Origin of the sequence: Candidatus Litorirhabdus singularis (genome assembly GCF_026262625.1) — a bacterium.
Classification (GTDB): domain Bacteria; phylum Pseudomonadota; class Gammaproteobacteria; order Pseudomonadales; family Halieaceae; genus Litorirhabdus; species Litorirhabdus singularis.
The window spans coordinates 369,769-388,788 of record NZ_SHNN01000003.1; the positions used below are offsets into that span (position 1 = coordinate 369,769).

Annotated in this window: 15 protein-coding genes; all 15 read right to left on the bottom strand. The window is 55.7% G+C overall.

Features of this window, described 5'->3' with window-relative positions; genetic code table 11:
• Nucleotides 1–207: 207 nt before the first annotated feature.
• The gene (mutT, locus tag EYC98_RS16185) at nucleotides 208–612 is read right to left on the bottom strand and encodes an 8-oxo-dGTP diphosphatase MutT (RefSeq protein WP_279246418.1); all 405 of its coding nucleotides are present in this window, start codon (nucleotides 610–612) and stop codon (nucleotides 208–210) included.
• Nucleotides 613–1,809: a bifunctional glutamate N-acetyltransferase/amino-acid acetyltransferase ArgJ gene (gene argJ, locus EYC98_RS16190; RefSeq protein ID WP_279246419.1), complete on the bottom strand. Its 1,197-nt coding sequence runs from the start codon at nucleotides 1,807–1,809 to the stop codon at nucleotides 613–615. It abuts the gene before it with no gap.
• Complete coding sequence (gene secA, locus EYC98_RS16195) at nucleotides 1,796–4,525, bottom strand: preprotein translocase subunit SecA (protein WP_279246420.1); 2,730 nt, start codon at nucleotides 4,523–4,525, stop codon at nucleotides 1,796–1,798. The genes argJ and secA overlap by 14 nt, the downstream gene beginning before the upstream one ends.
• A gap of 89 nt (nucleotides 4,526–4,614) precedes the next feature.
• The gene (locus EYC98_RS16200; RefSeq protein ID WP_279246421.1) at nucleotides 4,615–5,544 is read right to left on the bottom strand and encodes a M23 family metallopeptidase; all 930 of its coding nucleotides are present in this window, start codon (nucleotides 5,542–5,544) and stop codon (nucleotides 4,615–4,617) included.
• Nucleotides 5,545–5,781: 237 nt separating this feature from the next.
• Entirely contained in the window at nucleotides 5,782–6,957 is a 1,176-nt protein-coding gene (ftsZ, locus tag EYC98_RS16205; RefSeq protein ID WP_279246422.1) for a cell division protein FtsZ, read from the bottom strand.
• A gap of 71 nt (nucleotides 6,958–7,028) precedes the next feature.
• Nucleotides 7,029–8,267, bottom strand: coding sequence for a cell division protein FtsA (ftsA, locus tag EYC98_RS16210; protein WP_279246423.1), 1,239 nt, complete (start codon nucleotides 8,265–8,267; stop codon nucleotides 7,029–7,031).
• A gap of 67 nt (nucleotides 8,268–8,334) precedes the next feature.
• Nucleotides 8,335–9,099: a cell division protein FtsQ/DivIB gene (locus EYC98_RS16215; protein ID WP_279246424.1), complete on the bottom strand. Its 765-nt coding sequence runs from the start codon at nucleotides 9,097–9,099 to the stop codon at nucleotides 8,335–8,337.
• 4 nt (nucleotides 9,100–9,103) lie between these two features.
• Nucleotides 9,104–10,024 (bottom strand): D-alanine--D-alanine ligase, encoded by a 921-nt coding sequence (locus tag EYC98_RS16220; RefSeq protein WP_279246425.1) that lies wholly within the window; start codon nucleotides 10,022–10,024, stop codon nucleotides 9,104–9,106.
• Nucleotides 10,021–11,421 carry a UDP-N-acetylmuramate--L-alanine ligase gene (gene murC, locus EYC98_RS16225; protein ID WP_279246622.1) on the bottom strand — a complete coding sequence of 467 codons (1,401 nt, stop codon included), beginning with the start codon at nucleotides 11,419–11,421 and terminating at the stop codon, nucleotides 10,021–10,023. The genes EYC98_RS16220 and murC overlap by 4 nt, the downstream gene beginning before the upstream one ends.
• Before the next feature lie 25 nt (nucleotides 11,422–11,446).
• Nucleotides 11,447–12,544 (bottom strand): undecaprenyldiphospho-muramoylpentapeptide beta-N-acetylglucosaminyltransferase, encoded by a 1,098-nt coding sequence (murG, locus tag EYC98_RS16230; RefSeq protein ID WP_279246426.1) that lies wholly within the window; start codon nucleotides 12,542–12,544, stop codon nucleotides 11,447–11,449.
• Nucleotides 12,534–13,694 carry a putative lipid II flippase FtsW gene (ftsW, locus tag EYC98_RS16235; RefSeq protein WP_279246427.1) on the bottom strand — a complete coding sequence of 387 codons (1,161 nt, stop codon included), beginning with the start codon at nucleotides 13,692–13,694 and terminating at the stop codon, nucleotides 12,534–12,536. The genes murG and ftsW overlap by 11 nt, the downstream gene beginning before the upstream one ends.
• On the bottom strand, nucleotides 13,687–15,060 hold the full coding sequence (murD, locus tag EYC98_RS16240; RefSeq protein ID WP_420887184.1) for a UDP-N-acetylmuramoyl-L-alanine--D-glutamate ligase: 1,374 nt from the start codon (nucleotides 15,058–15,060) through the stop codon (nucleotides 13,687–13,689). Before murD ends, ftsW begins: the two co-directional genes overlap by 8 nt.
• 15 nt (nucleotides 15,061–15,075) lie before the next feature.
• Nucleotides 15,076–16,158, bottom strand: a complete 1,083-nt coding sequence (mraY, locus tag EYC98_RS16245) for a phospho-N-acetylmuramoyl-pentapeptide-transferase (protein ID WP_279246429.1) — start codon at nucleotides 16,156–16,158, stop codon at nucleotides 15,076–15,078.
• Nucleotide 16,159: 1 nt separating this feature from the next.
• Nucleotides 16,160–17,524 (bottom strand): UDP-N-acetylmuramoyl-tripeptide--D-alanyl-D-alanine ligase, encoded by a 1,365-nt coding sequence (locus EYC98_RS16250; protein ID WP_279246430.1) that lies wholly within the window; start codon nucleotides 17,522–17,524, stop codon nucleotides 16,160–16,162.
• Nucleotides 17,521–19,020: a UDP-N-acetylmuramoyl-L-alanyl-D-glutamate--2,6-diaminopimelate ligase gene (locus EYC98_RS16255; protein ID WP_279246623.1), complete on the bottom strand. Its 1,500-nt coding sequence runs from the start codon at nucleotides 19,018–19,020 to the stop codon at nucleotides 17,521–17,523. The genes EYC98_RS16250 and EYC98_RS16255 overlap by 4 nt, the downstream gene beginning before the upstream one ends.

The window sequence follows — 19,020 nt, forward strand, 5'->3', positions numbered from 1 at the left end:
TACAATCATTGCACCAGCCTATCACTATTACGGGCACAACTGGTTGACAGCTGTCTACAGCCCGTCAGGTTTGTCTCAGTTGCGCCTGCTGGCATGGGCGGCACACGGGGCACCATTTACTGCAGACGCCATAGCCGTCGAGGTGATTGCCACTGTGGTGATGCTGGTTGCTGCAAGTCGCTGTCCGCAACCACAATCCTGACATTGTTAAAGCAGTGACTGCCGACTTTGCAGCGCCTCTACAATGGCCTGGTTAGCGGCAGGAAACTCCAGTTCAGACAAAGTTTCGAGACGGACCCAACGCAGCTCCTGACCCTCGCGGCCAACCGGGTCACCGCTGAAGTCCTTAACCAGCCAGACATCCAAAAGCACCTGTTTGTCGCCATAGTCATGGCGCACTTCCACCAGCGCCTCCACGGCGCCCGTGCAAATGCCCAGCTCCTCCTGCAGCTCGCGGTCCAGCGCCGCCAACAGGCTTTCACCAGGTTCAACCTTGCCACCCGGAAACTCCCACAAACCACCCTGGTGTGAATTCGGGTGGCGAAAACTGAGCAGCACTTCGGTGCCAGAAGCTGAGCAGATAACACCTACCGCAACGTGAACCAGGCCCATTCAGGTCCGGTACTCGGCATTAATTCGCACATAGTCGTAAGATAAATCACTAGTCCATACCGTGGCGACGGCATCGCCACGCTGCAGCTCAACCACTATCTCAATGTCCTCTGCGGCCATCGCTGCCGCACCCTGCTGCTCAGTGTAACTGGCAGCGCGACAGCCACCCTCTGCAATCAGCACATCGTTAATACGCACGGCTACGCGGTCAACATCGAGTTCCTCAATGTCGGCACGGCCAATCGCCATAAGTAGACGTCCCCAGTTGGGGTCACTGGCAAACAGCGCGGTTTTAACCAGCGGTGAGTGGGCAATGGTATAGGCCACCTCCAGACACTCTGCTTCGCTGCGGCCGCCCTGCACCTTGACGGTGACGAACTTACTGGCACCCTCACCATCACGCACCATGGCCTGAGCGAGCTCCAACACTAGCTCTTTCAGTGCGTCGGCAAATAATTCATAGTCGGGGTGGGCAGCGCTATCCAGTGCGATCGAACTGCGACCGGTGGCAACCAGAATCGCCGCATCATTAGTAGAAGTATCGCCATCGATACTGATTCGGTTAAAACTGAGTTCAACAGCCTCGCGCCACAAGGACTGCAGTAACGACTGCGGCAAACCTGCATCGGTTGCGACATAGGCCAGCATAGTCGCCATATTGGGACGAATCATACCGGAGCCCTTGGTGATTCCGGTCAGCGTAACGGTCTCGCCATCGATCACAATACACCGGGAGGCCAACTTGGGACGTGTATCGGTGGTCATTATACCTGCGGCCGCGGCCTCCCAATTGGCCTCACCCAGACCAGCCAGCGCAGCTTCAAACACTGCCTCCAGCTTACTCACCGGCAGCGGTTCCCCGATGACTCCGGTAGAGAAAGGCAGTACCTGCTGCGGCATGACGCCGGCTAATTGTGCCAGTTGTGAACAACACTGCTTTGCGTCGCTGATTCCAGCAGCACCGGTACCCGCATTAGCATTACCTGTATTGACCAACAGATAACGAGCTGAGGCGTGCGCCAGGTGGTCCTTGGCGACCTGCACCGGCGCCGCACAAAAAGCATTCTGGGTGAACACGGCCGCCACAGTCGCCTCAGCGGGAAACTCCATAAGCACCGTATCCAACCGCCCCGCGGTCTTAATCCCGGCGCTAACCGCAGCGAGCCGAAACCCGCTTACCGAGTCAGAGCTGGCCATGACACTGCTTATACTTTTTACCTGAACCACAGGGACAAGGCGCATTGCGCCCGGTCTTGGGAGCTTCCCGCGTAAACGGCTGTCCCGCGGGCGCCGCTGCGTCGTTATCAGCCTCGGGTTCGGGACTGGATAAGGCGCTGGCTTGAGCGTGCTGGAAAGCTAGTTTTTCTCTCTCAGCAGCTTCACGACGACGGCGTTCAATCAGCTCTGCCTCGTCCTGACGCTGAATCTCCGCGTGACTCAAAAACTTTATGACTTCGTATTTGAGGTTATCCAGCAAACGCTGGAACAACTCAAAGGATTCGCGCTTGTATTCCTGTTTCGGGTTTTTCTGTGCGTAGGCGCGCAAGTGTATGCCTTGACGCAGATGATCCATGGTAGCCAGATGCTCTTTCCACAGCGTATCGAGTACCTGCAACATAACCGACTTTTCTATTTTGCGCATATCAGCGCCAAGGGCTGCAGACTTCGCATCATAGGCGGCGGTCACAGCTTCCAGTATCTGCTTGCGCAAATTCTCCTCATGCAGATTATCATCACCATCCAGCCATTCTTGCACCGGTAACTGAACGGCAAACTCGGTCTCCAGCTGTTTCTCCAGGCCACTGACATCCCACTGCTCTTCTACACTCATGGGCGGAATAAAGTCGCTTACGACCTCACTAACCACATCCTCACGAATCGCTATGATGGTGTCCGATATGTCGTCTTCAGTGAGCAGATCATTACGCTGCTGGTAAATCACCTGACGCTGATCGTTGGCAACATCATCGTATTCCAGCAACTGCTTACGAATATCGAAGTTACGTCCTTCGACTTTCCGCTGCGCCTTCTCAATGGCGTTAGATACCATCCGGTGCTCTATCGCCTCACCCTTCTCCATGCCCAGCGCCTGCATGAAATTTTTCACGCGGTCGGAGGCAAATATGCGCATCAGATTGTCTTCCAGAGACAGATAGAAACGTGATCCACCGGGATCACCCTGACGACCGGCACGACCCCGTAGCTGGTTATCAATACGCCGGGATTCGTGGCGCTCGGTACCCAAAATATGCAGACCACCGGCCTCTAACACTTCTTTGTTGCGTGCCTGCCATGCCTGTTCTACCCGCTGCTTGTCGGCATCTGAAGGGTCTTCCAGCTGTTCTATTTCAGATTTTAGATTACCGCCCAACACAATATCCGTGCCTCGACCCGCCATATTTGTAGCGATCGTCACCGTACCTGGCACACCGGCCTGAGCAATAATATCGGCTTCACGTTCGTGCTGTTTGGCATTCAGAACCTGATGTTCAATGCCGGCAGTTTTAAAGCGCCGAGACATTTCTTCAGAGGTCTCAATAGACGCAGTACCGACCAGTACCGGTGCGTTCTTCTCGATGCACGCTCGCACATCCTCTACGATAGCGTCGTACTTTTCATCACGGGTCAGGTAGACCAGATCATTGAGATCATCACGGGCCATCGGCTTATTGGTGGGCACCACGATAACCTGCAGGCCATATATCTGACGAAATTCAAAAGCTTCTGTGTCAGCGGTTCCAGTCATACCCGACAACTTGTCGTAGATCCGGAAATAATTCTGAAATGTGGTCGAAGCCAGAGTCTGGCTCTCATTTTGAATCCTGACTCCTTCCTTGGCTTCTATCGCCTGATGCAAGCCCTCAGACAAACGCCGACCGGGCATGGTACGACCGGTATGCTCATCAATCAGCACAACCTGATCTTCCTGCACAATATATTCAACATCGCGCTGAAACAGGATATGCGCGCGTAACGCTGAATGTACGTGATGCAGCAGGTTCAGATTACTGGCTGAGTAGAGGCTATCACCCGCTTCCAGCAGCCCATTCTTGGTCAGCAATTCCTCGACCAACTGGTGACCCTCTTCATTCAGTTCTACCTGTCGCTGTTTCTCATCGACGGTAAAGTGTCCTTCCTGCCCGGTCTCACCCTCTTCTGCGGGTATCTCCTGTTTAAGCGAAGGGATGAACTTATTAATAGCGCGATACATCTCGGAGCTATCTTCAGCGGCACCGGAAATGATCAACGGCGTACGCGCTTCGTCGATCAGGATAGAGTCAACCTCATCAACGATGGCAAATGACAGCTTGCCCTGAATACGGTCTTCCAGTGCAAACGCCATGTTGTCGCGCAGGTAATCAAAACCAAACTCATTGTTGGTGCCGTAAACAATGTCGGAGCTATAGGCCTCACGCTTCTGGTCTGGATTCTGCCCGGACAAAATAACTCCCACTGACAGTCCCAAATACTCATAAAGAGGCGCCATCCAGTTAGCATCTCGATGCGCAAGATAGTCGTTTACCGTCACCAGATGCACACTGTTGCCCGGCAGCGCGTTGAGGTAAGCCGGCAAAGTAGCCACGAGGGTTTTACCCTCACCGGTACGCATCTCGGCGATATTACCTTCGTTCAACGCCATACCACCGAGCATTTGAACATCAAAATGACGTAGACCCAAACTACGCTCGCCCGCTTCGCGGACGACCGCGAACGCCTCAGGAAGAATAGCATCGAGCGTTTCACCGGCGGCCAGTCGCTCACGAAACTCAGCGGTTTTGCCACGCAATTCCTGCTCTGACAATGCGGCGATAGCCTCAGCGAAGGAATTAATTTTTTTGACGACCTTGCCCATACGCTTGAGCTGCCGGTCGTTTTTACTGCCGATTACGGTCTTTAGAATATTTGCAATCATTGTGCTTTGAATACCAGAAAGTAAAACAGGAAAAGCCCGGTGCGACACTATTCGATCGCCCGGGCATTGTAACGTGAATTAGGGGAATGTCAGCGTCGGCTGCGGTGGATATAACTAGCCGGATCGACTGGACGACCGTGCTTATACACTTCGTAATGTACGTGGGGGCCAGTAGAACGACCGCTGCTGCCCATCGCGGCAATAACCTCGCCCTTCTTGACCAGATCGCCCACCTCAACCAGATTAGTCTTGTTGTGTGCATAGCGCGTCGAGTAGCCGGAGCCATGATTGACCTCGACCATGTCACCATAGCCGCTGCGCTCGCCTGACCAAGTTACAACTCCGGCAGCCACAACGACAATATCAGAGCCATCTTTACCGGCAAAATCGACGCCGCCATGCCAGGCATTGCGGCCAGTAAACGGATCGGTACGACTGCCAAAGGCTGATGACATCCAGCCTTTCTTAATAGGCCGGCCAGACAAATAGATATCGTCGGCAAACTGGCGGTTAAGCAACAGCGACTGTAAAATCTCCAATTGCTGCTCACGGTCGAGCACGCGTTGCTCCAGGGCCTTCAGTTCAGTCCCCAGGTCATAGCGCAGCGCTGTACCTTCATCATTTCGTAATAAAGGCCCACCCAGAGCAGGTTTGGACCCAAAATCAAATTCGCCTTGCTCAAGACCCGCCAGATCAGTCAGGCGCTGGCCCAGTGCATCCAAGCGCACCAAACTCGCTTCCAATTCAGCGGCTGAACGAGTCAGTGCCTGCAGCTTACGCTGACTGGCTGCGCGCAAATCTGCTACTGCCTCGCTCTGTTGTTCAAGCTCATCCTGCATAGCGCCAAGGTTGATATCGCGCTGCATAGAGGTGGGCGCCAACTGCGCCACAAAGTAGCCGAGGCCAAGCATACTCAAGGGTACGCCTAGAAAACACAGGGACAACACAGCACGCGTCTTCCGACCCAATTCGAGGAACCGGGCGCCGCTGTGTTCATTGTTGATGAGAATAACTTTCATGAATGCGAATAGCTGTTTCCCAGAAAGGAGGCACTATCGCATATCTGTTGACCAATTGCCATTTCGTCGACTGAACCCAGGTCGCAAAATAGGAACCGCTGGTAAATTCGCAAAAAAAACCAATAAATGGCCACAATGGAAGCGAACTACCGGGAAAAGGGAAATAAACCCGGCTCGCCTCCACTGCTTGCCTGCGTCGTCGTCACGGGGTCAACCAGCGCGACGGCGCACTGTCACCTAGTCCGCCTGACGACGCAGAAACGCAGGAATATCGAAGTAATCCTCCGATCCAACTGCCTTATCCATCGCCGCCTGAGGTTCTTCCCGTGCCGCGCGGCTATCCTTGCGGTGTGTCACAGGCCGATCCAGCTCACGATAATCCGGCTCTGCCTCGGGCTTATTAGCGACTGCAGGCTTGACTACAGGCTCAACGACCTGCAACTGACGGGGCATTGCCTCACCACCGAGTCCAGTGGCAACCACAGTTACCTTCAAGTCTTCTTTCATCGACGGATCTATCACCGTGCCAACCACTACCGTGGCATTTTCCGAGGCAAACTCCTCAATGGTATCGCCAACCTCAGAAAACTCGCCCAGGGACAAGTCCAGTCCAGCCGTAATGTTGACCAGAATGCCACGTGCACCTTCGAGATTGATATCTTCCAGCAGCGGACTGCGAATAGCCGCCTCAGCCGCTTCGCGGGCGCGATTGTCACCACGCCCAGTACCGGTACCCATCATGGCCATACCCATTTCCGACATCACAGTGCGCACGTCAGCAAAGTCGACGTTGATCATTCCAGGACGAATAATCAGGTCAGCAATACCCTGTACCGCGCCCAACAGAACATCATTCGCCGCCTTGAAAGCATCAATCAGGCTAGTACCTTTACCCAGCACGTCCAACAGCTTTTCGTTGGGAATAGTAATCAAGGAATCAACATGTTGCTGCAGCTCTTTCATGCCCTCGGTAGCGATCAGAGTGCGCTTCTTGCCCTCGAACGGAAACGGCTTGGTAACCACAGCGACAGTCAGTATGCCCAGTTCACGGGCTACCTCTGCAACTACCGGCGCGCCACCAGTACCGGTACCACCGCCCATGCCAGCAGTGATGAAGACCATATCCGCGCCAGCCAATGCAGCTGCAATACGCTCACGATCCTCCATAGCGGCAGCCCGACCAACATCCGGGTTCGCACCTGCCCCCAGACCCTTGGTGATGTTGCCACCCATCTGCAGCACTGTCTTGGACTCTACATCCGCCAGTGCCTGCGCATCTGTATTGGCGCAAATAAACTCTACACCGTCGACCGCGTTGGCGATCATATGTTTGACGGCGTTGCCACCACCGCCGCCGACCCCAACGACTTTTATGACTGCTGTTTCTGGTACGTTATCTACTAGTTCAAACATGGTCTTACTCCCTTTTTTATAAACTGCCGGACCAAAGCCCGACGCCCAAGCTATTGCTAAAAATTGTCTTACTAAAAATTATCCTGAAACCAGCCGCGCAAGCGCTGCCATGGACCCGGCGCTGCGGCACTGCGTCCCGAGCCCGGCACCACCCCGTCCTCCTGTGCCTTAAAGCCGTATTGCAACAAGCCAACACCGGTTGAATATATTGGGTTCCTGACGATATCGGTGAGACCGGCGATCGCCTGCGGAAAACCTACTCGCACTGGCATATGAAAGATTTCTTCGGCCAGTTCCACCACGCCTTCCATCTTCGAGGTACCACCGGTCAATACGATGCCGGCGGGAATCAAGTCCTCAAAACCGCTACGCCGCAGCTCCGCTTGCACCAAAGTGAACAGCTCGTCATAGCGCGGCTCCACCACCTCCGCCAGAGCCTGACGCGACAGATCCCGCGGCAGACGATCGCCGACGCTAGGCACCTTGATAGTTTCATCAGCACCTGCCAATTGCGTCAACGCGCAGGCGTACTTAATCTTGATTTCCTCCGCATGCTGAGTAGGCGTGCGCAGAGCCATGGCGATATCGTTGGTGACCTGGTCGCCAGCAATCGGAATGACGCCGGTATGGCGAATGGAACCCTCAGTAAAAATCGCTATATCGGTAGTACCACCGCCGATATCTACCAGACAAACACCCAATTCTTTTTCGTCGTCGGTCAGCACCGAGTAGCTGGAAGCCAGCTGCTCAAGGATGATGTCCTCTACTTCCAGACCACAGCGACGGATACACTTTTCTATATTCTGTGAAGCATTGGTGGCGCAGGTCACCAGATGCACCTTGGCCTCCAGGCGCACCCCGGACATGCCCAGTGGCTCCTTGATGCCTTCTTGACTATCGATCACGTATTCCTGTGGAAGAATGTGCAGTACGCGCTGATCAGCGGGTATAGCAACTGCCTGCGCCGCGTCTATGACTCTTTCTAGATCATGGCTAAATACTTCGCGATCCCGAATAGCGACGATGCCATGAGAATTGAGACTGCGAATATGACTACCGGCAATCCCAACATACACAGAATGGATCTGGCAGCCCGCCATCAGCTCCGCCTCTTCCACAGCACGCTGTATTGACGCGACGGTAGACTCAATATTGATCACCACGCCCTTCTTCATTCCCTTACTGGGATGAGAGCCGATGCCGACTATCTCAATCACACCACCGCTACTGACCTCACCCACGATCGCCACGACCTTGGAGGTACCAATATCGAGACCAACGATCATGCGTTTATCCTGCACACCGCCCATCAGCAGTACCCCCTTACACTATTTTTCGCTGCAAACGCAGCGCCTTGCCCCACTTTTATGACGCTACTCATCCGTTCCTCCAGGCCACTGCAAAACCGCTTTCATAACGCAAATCAACTCGTGCAATGACGCCGCCATCTTGAGCCAATTGGCTCTGATAAAAACTCACATAGCGCAGCAATTTGTCCTCAATACGGTCACTACCCAACACCAGTGTGGTGTCATCACTGAGCCGCGCCGACAAACCGCCCCGACGGTTCATGACCAACTCTCTAACCTCCAGACCCAGCGGCTGCAGCTGCCCATGCATAAACATGTACATCCGCATCAGCGCCAACTGGCTGCCTTCCGGGCCTGACAAAAGCGGTAGCTCGGGCAGCTGCGGCACTTTTTCTGGCGCAAACACCTCACCTTCATGATTAACAAATGCCAGATCACCCCAGCGCGCTATGGGCAGTTGCTCAGTAACCACAATTTCAATCTGGTTAGGCCAATGCCGCTTGACCACAACCTGATGCACCCAGGGCAATTGCTCCAGCGGCAGCCGAATCGCATCAAGATCGGCGCCCAAAAAGCCGCCGACAAGAGTCGCTGTCACCATATTTTGAATCTGCTCACGCGACACCTGCTGCAAACCGCCACTGACTGCCACGCGCTCAATCGGCATCTGCTGCAAATGACGGGCACCGGCCATCACTAGTGCAACCACCAGAAGACCCAAACAAGTCGCCAGCAACCGGCGCAACCAAGTCGCTGCGCTATGCATAGTTCCCGCTGGCAGCGCCGCTTTAGTCGCCTTGCGAGTTGCACCCTGAGTCGCCTTTTTAGCCACTATCTCAACCTCCGCCCATTCCCAACAGAGCGATACGCCCCACCAGTTCTTCGAGGTTGATATCCAAAGCCTGCGCCGCCATGGGTACAAGGCTATGACTAGTCATACCCGGCACCGTATTCACTTCCAGAACCCAGAGCTCACCCTCGACATCACGCATAAAGTCCACCCGACCCCAACCTTTGCAGCCCAGCGAAGTAAAGGCTTCCAGCGCCAAAGCCGACATCTCTGCCTCCTCTTTTGCACTCAGACCGCAGGGGCAAAGGTAACGGGTAGCATCGCTGAAATACTTGGCCTGGTAGTCATAGAATTCGTTGTCGGTCTCCAGCTTGATTGCCGGCAGCGCACGCTGGTCCAGAATCGCAACGGTAAATTCTTCACCTTCGATGAAGCGCTCTGCAATCACAGCATCACCGTATTGCGCAGCCTCCTGCCAGGCTGCAGACAGTGCCTCAGCATCCGCTGCCCTGGCCATACCAATACTGGAACCTCCATTGGCTGGCTTCACAAACGTACTGCCCAGTCGGTCAATGATCGCCTGCCAGTCGCTGTCCGCCGTAAGCTCAGCAAAGTCGGCTGTAGCAATTCCCAGACCCTGCCACAAGCGCTTGCTCATCAACTTGTCCATCGCCAACGCCGAGCCCAGCACACCGGAACCGGTATAAGGAACACCCAGAGTTTCCAGCGCACCCTGTACCACGCCATCTTCACCGCCGGCGCCATGCAAACAATTGAACGCCAGCTCACACCCTTTGAGTTGCTGCCACCAAAGCGAATCCGCTGTGTCTACGCGGAGGGTAACTACCCCCAAAGCTTCCAGCGCTGCCAGTACAGTGGTACCGCTCATCAGCGAGATCTCCCGCTCTGGAGAACTTCCGCCCATCAACACAGCGATCTTGCGTCCACTCAGGCGCTCGAGGTTCATTGCTCTGCCCCCGTGAAATCATGCTCAAACAGGCTCTGTGCCAGCGCAGAAACGTTACCTGCACCCTGGGTCAGCACAACATCACCGTCTTGCAATAATCCAGCCAATACCGCTGACACCTCATCAAGATCGTCAACAAACACGGGCTCCACCATCCCGCGCTGGCGCACACTGCGGCTGAGGCTGCGTCCATCTGCTCCCGGAACAACTTCTTCGCCCGCCGCATAGACTTCTAATAGCAACAACACATCGCAGCTACTGAGCACCGCTACAAAGTCTTCATAAAGGTCCCGGGTGCGACTGTATCGATGCGGTTGAAAGACCAACACCAGCCGTCGCTCCGGCCACGCCTGGCGCGCAGCTTCCAGCGTCGCACGAATTTCAGTGGGGTGATGGCCGTAGTCGTCGACCAACAGAGCTGAACCCTGCGGCAAGGGCAAATCTCCCATGACCTGAAAACGTCGACCGACTCCCTGAAAGCCCCGCAGACCGCTCGCAATAGCACTGTCCGCTACGCCTTCGTCACAGGCGACTGCTACCGCGGCTGTAGCATTAAGCACGTTGTGCAGACCGGGCATGCTCAACTCAAGGTCCAGTGTCGACTTGGAATCCGGACGCTGCACCCTAAACCGGGTTTTCAGTGAATCCTTGACCACATCCGAAATTCGATAATCTGCATCTTCGGCAAACCCATAGGTGAGCACCTTTCGTCCCACTTCGGGCAACAAATTCGCCACATTGGGATCATCAACACAAAGCACCGCAACACCATAGAAAGGTAAATTATGTAAAAACTCGAGAAAGGTTTTTTCCAGATTAGCGAAGTCGCCGCCATAGGTTTCCATATGATCGGCTTCAATATTGGTCACTACGGAAATCATTGGCTGTAAATGTAAGAAAGATGCGTCGCTCTCATCGGCCTCTGCAATCAGGAAGCGGCTCGCGCCAAGCTGTGCGTTAGTGCCGGCACTGTTAACCAAACCGCCAATCACAAACGTGGGATCCAGCCCCGCCTCCGCAAATATGGCAGCAATCAGACTGGTGGTAGTAGTCTTGCCATGCGTACCAGCAACCGCGATACCGTGCCTGTAGCGCATCAGCTCGGCCAGCATTTCTGCCCTCGGCACAACCGGAATTCGAGCCTCGCGGGCTGCCTGCAACTCGGGGTTATCTTCTAGCACCGCGCTGGAAATCACCACGACATCGGCGCCATCAACTTGCTCGGCAAGATGACCAATAGCAATAGTGGCACCCAAACTCCGCAAGCGGTCTACCGCCGCGCCCTCACGTTCATCTGAACCGCTGACCTGATAACCCAGGTTGAGCAACACCTCAGCAATACCTGACATACCGGCGCCACCGATACCAATCATATGGATTGCATGAATACGCCGCATCTCGGGAACGCGCAGAGAGAGATCGTCAGACACGCCTCACCTCCTCACAGATATCCGCAACTCGATGTGTGGCCTCGCGGCACGCTACTGCTGCTGCCGCGGCTGCCATCGCCGCCAAGCGCTCCGGCGCGGCGGCCAACTGTTCAAGTTGTGCTGCCAACGTCGCAGCCTGCATTGCGCCCTGTTTCACCACCAGCGCTGCATCGTGATCCGCCAACCATTGCGCGTTATGCGCCTGATGATCATCAATCGCGCCAGGTAAGGGAACCAAAATGGAAGGACGACCCATGGTGGTGAGCTCAGCAATGGTGAGCGCTCCAGCACGGCACAGCACCAGGTCCGCCCACTCCAGAGCTTCGGCCATATCTTCGATAAAGGCCTCTACCCGCACGCCGTCCCGCAGCTGCGGCGGGTAGCTTTCCAGCACACTGGCGTAATGTGCGCGCCCGGTCTGATGACGTACTTCAAAATTCTCGGGACTGGTAAGACAGGCCAAAGCCTGGGGCAGCACTTCGTTAAGTGCCAATGCACCCAGACTGCCACCGAATACCAACAAGCGCAGCGGAGACGAGCCGTCATAGCGATACTGACAGTCACGCCCTTGCTCCAATAGCTCGGCACGTACCGGGTTGCCTACCAGGGTGGTTGCTACCGTAGCCGGAAATGCCTGCGGGTATGCCACCAGTACTCTCCGGGAAAACCGCGCCAAGATCCGGTTTGTGGTTCCCGCTACAGAGTTTTGTTCATGCACCAGCAGCGGGCGTCGCAATAGCCAGCTGGCGATACCACCGGGCCCGGCCACATAGCCGCCCATACCCAGCACGCAAACCGGGCGCAACCGCGCCACCGTCAAAAGGGCGCGCAGCATAGAGGCCAGTAACATGAACAATCCGCCCAAGCGCGTCAGTAAACCCTTGCCACGAAGACCCTGCACCGGCAAGAAATGTAATGAAAATCCAGCCCGAGGAACCACGTCGGCCTCAAGTCCCCGGTGAGTGCCAAGCCAGTGCACGGCATAACCACGCTGCCGCAACTCTTCCGCGACAGCAAGCGCGGGAAATACATGACCGCCGGTACCACCGGCCATAATCAGTATGGGCGCCATGGCGGGGTTAGCGACCATGTGTGACCCCCTCGCCCCGGCGGTGATGATGATCGATACGCAGCACCAGCGCCAACATGCAGCAACAAGCCATCAAACTCGAACCACCGTAGCTAATCAGCGGCAGAGTCAGACCTTTGGTCGGCAACAGGCCGGTAGCCACGCCGATATTAATAAACACCTGAGCTGACAACACCAACGCCACGCCCTGACAAACGAAAGCTCCAAAAAGGTCGCCCAGCGCGGCCACGCGGCGAGAAATCCAAAGTATGCGCAACACCAACATAAGATACAGGGACAGTATCAGCGTGGTACCGAACAGACCGGTCTCCTCAGCCCAGATCGAAAATACAAAATCAGTGTGCGCCTCGGGCAGATAGAACAACTTTTGAATACTATTGCCCAGGCCCACACCGAACCACTCACCCCGTCCAAAGGCGATCAAAGACTGCGTGAGCTGGTAGCCGCTGTCGAACTGATACTCCCAGGGATTACGATAGGCCAGTAGGCGCGCCAGGCGATAAGGCTCGCTAATTACCAGAATCACCAGAGCGAACATGCTCGCCAACGCTACGGCCATAAAGTGTCCAACTCTAACGCCAGCGAGGAACAACATACCAAACGCAGTCCCCACCGTGACCACGGTAGCCCCGAAATCTGGCTCCGCCATCAGCAACAGCGTCATGGCGAATACCACCGCCATGGGCTTGATGAAACCACTCCACTCGCTGCGCACCTCAACTTGTCGTCGCTGCAGATAACCGGCCAAATAAATAATGAGGAACATCTTGGCGAATTCGGAAACCTGAAGTGTTAATGGACCAATGGCCAACCAGCGTTGGCTGCCGTTGGCCCCGCGCCCAATGTGTGGAACCAATACCAGCGACAACAGAATCAGACTGACAAACAACCAGATCCAGCCCGTGTCGAACCAGAATTTAACGGGCACGCTGTAAACAACCGCAGCGCAGAACAATGCCAGCGCCACATAGATCAAGTGACGGTTACTGTAGTGCAGCGCATTACTTTCGCGCACCAGCGCATAGTCAATAGACGCCGAGGAAATTGCCACAAAGCCGGCCAGTAGCAGCAATAGTGCAATCACCACCACGGGGCCGTCGACATCACTGGCATGACCACGAATACCATTGAGCAAAACCGCGCTACCCATCGGCTTGCTCCTCGCAAATCAGGGCACGCACTGCTCGCGTAAACTGCTCGCCCCGGTCGACAAAGGAGCGGAACATGTCGAAGCTGGCACAGGCCGGGGACAACAAAACAACATCACCTGCGGCCGCCAGCTGTCTGGCAGCGCTGACGGCCGCCGCCATCGAAGTAGCGTGCAGCGCTGTTACCGAGTTCGGAATAACCGCCTCTATCTGCGCCGCGTCTTCGCCAATCAACACCACGCCCTTGCAGCTGCTGGCGAAGGCGGCGCCCAGTTCGTGAAAATCTGCACCTTTGCCCTCACCACCGGCAATGAGAACGATATTGCATCCCTCAGACAGACCCTGCAACGCAGCCAGAGTGGCGCCCGTATTGGTCGCTTTGGAGTCATTGATGAAACGCACGCCAGCACTGTCGCCAACCAATTCACAGCGATGCGGCAAACCGGTAAATTCCCTTAATGCCGCCAACATAGGCGCCAGCGGCAGTTGCATGGCAGTACCCAGTGCCAGAGCCGCTAAAGCGTTAGCAATATTATGGCGCCCCACCATGCCCAACTCATGCACCGGCATCAGCAGCGAGTCCTCATAGGCTAGCCATTCCGCCCCGCCGTGCTCGACTATTCCGAACTCGCGCTGCGTCGGTGCGCTCAAACCAAAACTCATGCTGACGGCAGACAAAATTTCAGGAACTGCGGTCCGCGCATCCTCTCGATTGAACACAGCTGTCGCGCAACCACCAAAAATTCGTTGCTTGGCACGGTGGTAGCTGTCGATATCACCATGCCGGTCCAGGTGATCCTCCGAAACATTCAAAATGCAAGCCACGGCCAGGCCCAACTCACCCGCACGCTCCAACTGAAAACTCGAAAGCTCAAGGATGTAACATTCATTACTGTCATCCAGTAATTCCAGCGCCGGGGTACCAAGATTGCCACCCACCCCGACCTGCAAGTCACTGCGTCGCGCCATAAGACCCAGTAACTCGGTCACAGTCGACTTGGCATTAGACCCGGTGATACCCACTAGCGGGGCCTGCGCCGCCGCCGCAAAAAGGTCGATATCGCCAGCAACTGGGACGCCCGCCTCTACAGCGGCGGCAACCGCCGGCTCCTGCAAGGCAATACCCGGGCTAACATATAGCTGCGCGGCCTGAGCTAGCAGTGCCTGAGGCAACTCGCCAGTGATCACTTCGATATGAGGCAGTTCATGGCGTAACTGCGCCAAGCCTGGAGGGTTCTGACGACTGTCGACCACCACGAATTGTTCGCCGCGCTGCGCCAGAAAGCGCGCTACCGACACGCCAGTAGGCCCGAGGCCAACCACTACTGGTTGTCCGCTGCCTGCAATCATGTCCGCATCAAGAGCCACTCGCATTTCCCTAACTCAGCGCAACTTCAATGTGGCCAGCCCAAACAGGACCAGCATTACGGTAATAATCCAGAAGCGCACGATCACGCGCGGCTCCGGCCAACCTTTCAATTCAAAGTGATGGTGGATAGGCGCCATTCTGAAAATTCGCTTACCGGTAAGCTTGAAAGAAACTACCTGCATAATCACGGACACCGTTTCCAGCACAAAAATGCCGCCCATGATGAAGAACACAATTTCATGTCGGGTAATTACCGCAACCGTACCCAGTGCTGCACCTAGCGCCAGCGCGCCAACATCACCCATGAAAACCTGTGCCGGGTAAGTATTGAACCAGAGGAATCCCAGACCAGCGCCAGCCAGCGCCCCGCAGAACACTACTAACTCACCGCTGCCGGCGACGTACGCAATATTGAGGTATTCCGCGAACTGAACATTGCCCACTAGATAGGCGATTATGCCCAGTGCTGAACCAACCATGACAGTGGGAAGAATGGCCAGGCCATCGAGGCCGTCAGTAAGATTTACCGCATTACTGGAACCCACCACAACAAAATAAGTTAACACGATAAAAGCCGGGCCCATGTCCCAGGCGACGTTCTTGAAGAACGGCACGAACAACTGCGTAGCAGCCGCGGCATCACTGTTCATATACAGATAGACAGCCACGCCCAGGCCAGCTATCGACTGCCAAAAGTACTTCCAACGAGCCGGCAGACCACGCGAGTCTTTTTGCACAACCTTGCGATAATCATCAACCCAGCCCACCGCGCCAAACACTCCGGTCACCAGCAATACGCACCAGACATAACTATTACTCAGGTCACTCCAGAGCAGCGTACTGATCGCTATTGCGACCAGTATCAAGGCTCCACCCATAGTCGGAGTACCAGACTTGCTCAGGTGTGATTCGGGGCCGTCATCACGCACCGACTGACCTATTTGATGGTAGTTGAGTCGGCGAATCATGGTCGGCCCCACCAGCAAGGCAATACCCAGCGCGGTCAGTACGCCCAGAATGCCGCGAAAAGTCAGATACTGGAAAACCTGAAAACCGCTGGCAAACTGACTGAGGTATTCGGCAAGCCACAACAACATATCAGCCTACCTCCCCTTGCTCAGCTAGCAGCGCTTGCACGACATGCTCCATCCCCATACTCCGCGAACCCTTGACCAGCACTATGTCCTGACGACCAAAACGACCGCTAAGAGCCGCTATCAGATCATCGCGGCACTCAAAGCAGTGCGCCTGACTTCCGAACCCTGAAGCTGTAGCAGCCACCTCAGTACCGGTAAGCCAGACCTCGTCGATATTGGCGGCTGCGTACTCACCAATCTCGCGGTGAGAGTCGGTACTGATACTACCCAGCTCAAGCATATCGGCTAATATCAGCACGCGATTACCGTCTGCTGCGGCCAGCGTATCGATGGCCGCACGCACCGAACCGGGATTGGCGTTATAGGTGTCATCAATAACCAGTGCTCCGCTGGTGGCCCGCCTGGCTCCCACGCGACCAGGCTCAAGCTGCACAGTTGTTAACCCCGCGGCTATTGCTTGCAGATCGACACCCAAACTATGCGCCGCAGCTGCAGCTGCCAGCGCGTTGGCAATATTGTGACGCCCGGGCCATGGCAGGCTTACTGGAGCACGACCGGCAGGCGTTACCAAGACGAATTCAGTGCCCGCCATTGGGTCAGAAACACTAATTGACTCGGCTCTCACCACGGCAGCATCAGCAAATCCAAACTCGATCTGCGGCACCGAACCAGCCACCTTACGCCACAGTGGCGCATAAGGACTGTCAGCCAAAAACACCGCTGTGCCGTTGGCACTCAGTGTTGAAAATATTTCTGACTTGGCATGGGCCACGCCATCCACTGAACCAAAACCGTCCAGATGGGCGGGCATTGCATTCAGTAGCATGCCCACACGGGGCTTACCCAGCTGGCAAAGATAGGCCACGTCACCGGCCTTACCAGCGCCCATTTCGACCACTGCATAACGATGCTCTTCGTTCAGCTGTAACAAGGTGGTCGGCACGCCTATTTCATTATTTAGATTCCCCGGGGTAGCCAGTGTCGGTCCTTGCGTAGCAAGAATGCTGGCCAACATATTCTTCACCGATGTCTTGCCCACACTTCCAGTGATCGCAACCAGATCACCACTAAAACGCTCGCGATTAGCTGCGCCCAGTTGGCCCAGCGCCAATTGAGTGTCGGCAACCTGCAGGCTGGGTAGCGGATAGTCGCCGGCGCAGTCAACAATCGCTGCTACCGCACCAGCGGCCGCGGCCGCATCCACGTATTCATTGCCGTTAAAGCTGGCACCACGCAGCGCCACAAACAAATCACCGGGACTAATACTGCGGGTATCAGTAGAAACCGTGTTGAAACTAACGTCCTCGCCCTGCAATTTAGCGTCAAGCACGGGTACCAGTTCGCCTAGAGAGAAACTGCCTATCATTGGCTAGCCCTCGAAGCGACAGCCATGCGCAGCTGCTGTACGTCGCTGAACGGCAACCGCTGCTCACCGACTTGCTGATAAGACTCATGCCCTTTGCCTGCTACCAAAATACAATCGCCGGCAACCGCTTCCCCCACAGCCATAGCAATAGCGCGGGAGCGATCAACTTCTGTATGCAGCTCAGCTGCGTTAGCGTGTGCGATCTGCTCTACCACCTGCTCTATAATCTGCTGCGGATCTTCTCCACGAGGGTTGTCAGAGGTCACGATGACAAGGTCCGCCTCGACACTGGCAACCTGTCCCATCAAAGGCCGCTTGGTGGCATCGCGGTCGCCGCCACAACCAAACACGCAAATCAGCCGCCCCTGGCAGTGCGGCCGCAACGCGCGCAAGGCTTGCTCAAGCGCATCGGGTGTGTGGGCATAATCAACAATTAGCTGCAGGCCCAGCAAATTCTCTACTGATTCCATGCGGCCCGCAGCCGCCTGTAAATGAGGCGCCTGCTCCAGCACTTGTTCCAGTGGCACCCCGGCATCACAGGCAGCGGTTAGCGCCGCCAGCAAATTAGATAGATTGAATGCACCCACCAGCGGGCTATGCAGAACGCCTTCACCCCAGGGCGACTCAATATCCGCATGCAAACCCTGATCATAGAAACGCACGTTGTGCGCAGCTACCTGCGCCGCCACTCCGGTAATCGAGAACGTCAGAAGTTTGGCCTCGGGACGCACCAACGGCAGCAGTGCAGCACTAAAAGGATCGTCGACATTGATAATAGCGGTGTGCAAATCAAATTCTGTGAACAGCTGCGATTTAGCCATACCATAACTGTGAACATCACCATGGTAATCAAGATGATCGTGGCTCAGATTGGTAAATATAGCGCTGTGAAAGGGCACCGCGCTCACGCGTCGCTGCACCAGACTATGGGAAGAAACTTCCAGCACCCCATACCCTACGTCACTCTCACGCCAGGCTGCTAATTCAGCTTGCACGCTAACCGGATCCGGCGTGGTATTGCGCGCTTCGCTGACAGCGCCGGTGAGCCCGGCACCCAAGGTACCCATCACGCCGCAGTCGCCGTAGGCGCGTCGCAATATCTGCGCCAATAGCTGGGAGACCGTGGTCTTACCATTGGTACCTGTCACCGCCGTGAGCTGCAGGTGTTCACCGGGTTGACCGTAAAAGTGCGCTGCGATTTCGGACAGTCGCTGGCCCAATTCTGCTACTTCAACCACCGGCGTGGAGCCACAGGCACGCCGCTGCACATCAGACAAACCGACATCGGCGAGAATCACAGCGGCACCCGCAGCTGCCGCAGCCTCACAGAAATCACGACCATCATATTGGGCACCGGCAACTGCGAGAAACGCATCGCCGGGTTGCAGCCGCCGTGAATCCAATTGCAACCCCTGCACCTCAATAGCCATGCCAGCCAACTCCGGCACCAGACGCTCCAGTGGCACGGCAAGAGAATCCATGGTCTGGTGCGCCAT

Excerpts from the sequence above, each read along its gene's own strand:
- mutT (WP_279246418.1), bottom strand. The coding sequence starts at position 612 with ATGGGCCTGGTTCACGTTGCGGTAGGTGTTATCTGCTCAGCTTCTGGC.
- argJ (WP_279246419.1), bottom strand. The coding sequence starts at position 1,809 with ATGGCCAGCTCTGACTCGGTAAGCGGGTTTCGGCTCGCTGCGGTTAGC.
- secA (WP_279246420.1), bottom strand. The coding sequence starts at position 4,525 with ATGATTGCAAATATTCTAAAGACCGTAATCGGCAGTAAAAACGACCGG.
- EYC98_RS16200 (WP_279246421.1), bottom strand. The coding sequence starts at position 5,544 with ATGAAAGTTATTCTCATCAACAATGAACACAGCGGCGCCCGGTTCCTC.
- ftsZ (WP_279246422.1), bottom strand. The coding sequence starts at position 6,957 with ATGTTTGAACTAGTAGATAACGTACCAGAAACAGCAGTCATAAAAGTC.
- ftsA (WP_279246423.1), bottom strand. The coding sequence starts at position 8,267 with ATGGGCGGTGTGCAGGATAAACGCATGATCGTTGGTCTCGATATTGGT.
- EYC98_RS16220 (WP_279246425.1), bottom strand. The coding sequence starts at position 10,024 with ATGAACCTCGAGCGCCTGAGTGGACGCAAGATCGCTGTGTTGATGGGC.
- murC (WP_279246622.1), bottom strand. The coding sequence starts at position 11,421 with ATGCGGCGTATTCATGCAATCCATATGATTGGTATCGGTGGCGCCGGT.
- murG (WP_279246426.1), bottom strand. The coding sequence starts at position 12,544 with ATGGTCGCTAACCCCGCCATGGCGCCCATACTGATTATGGCCGGTGGT.
- ftsW (WP_279246427.1), bottom strand. The coding sequence starts at position 13,694 with ATGGGTAGCGCGGTTTTGCTCAATGGTATTCGTGGTCATGCCAGTGAT.
- mraY (WP_279246429.1), bottom strand. The coding sequence starts at position 16,158 with ATGTTGTTGTGGCTTGCCGAATACCTCAGTCAGTTTGCCAGCGGTTTT.
- EYC98_RS16250 (WP_279246430.1), bottom strand. The coding sequence starts at position 17,524 with ATGATAGGCAGTTTCTCTCTAGGCGAACTGGTACCCGTGCTTGACGCT.
- EYC98_RS16255 (WP_279246623.1), bottom strand. The coding sequence starts at position 19,020 with ATGGCGCACCAGACCATGGATTCTCTTGCCGTGCCACTGGAGCGTCTG.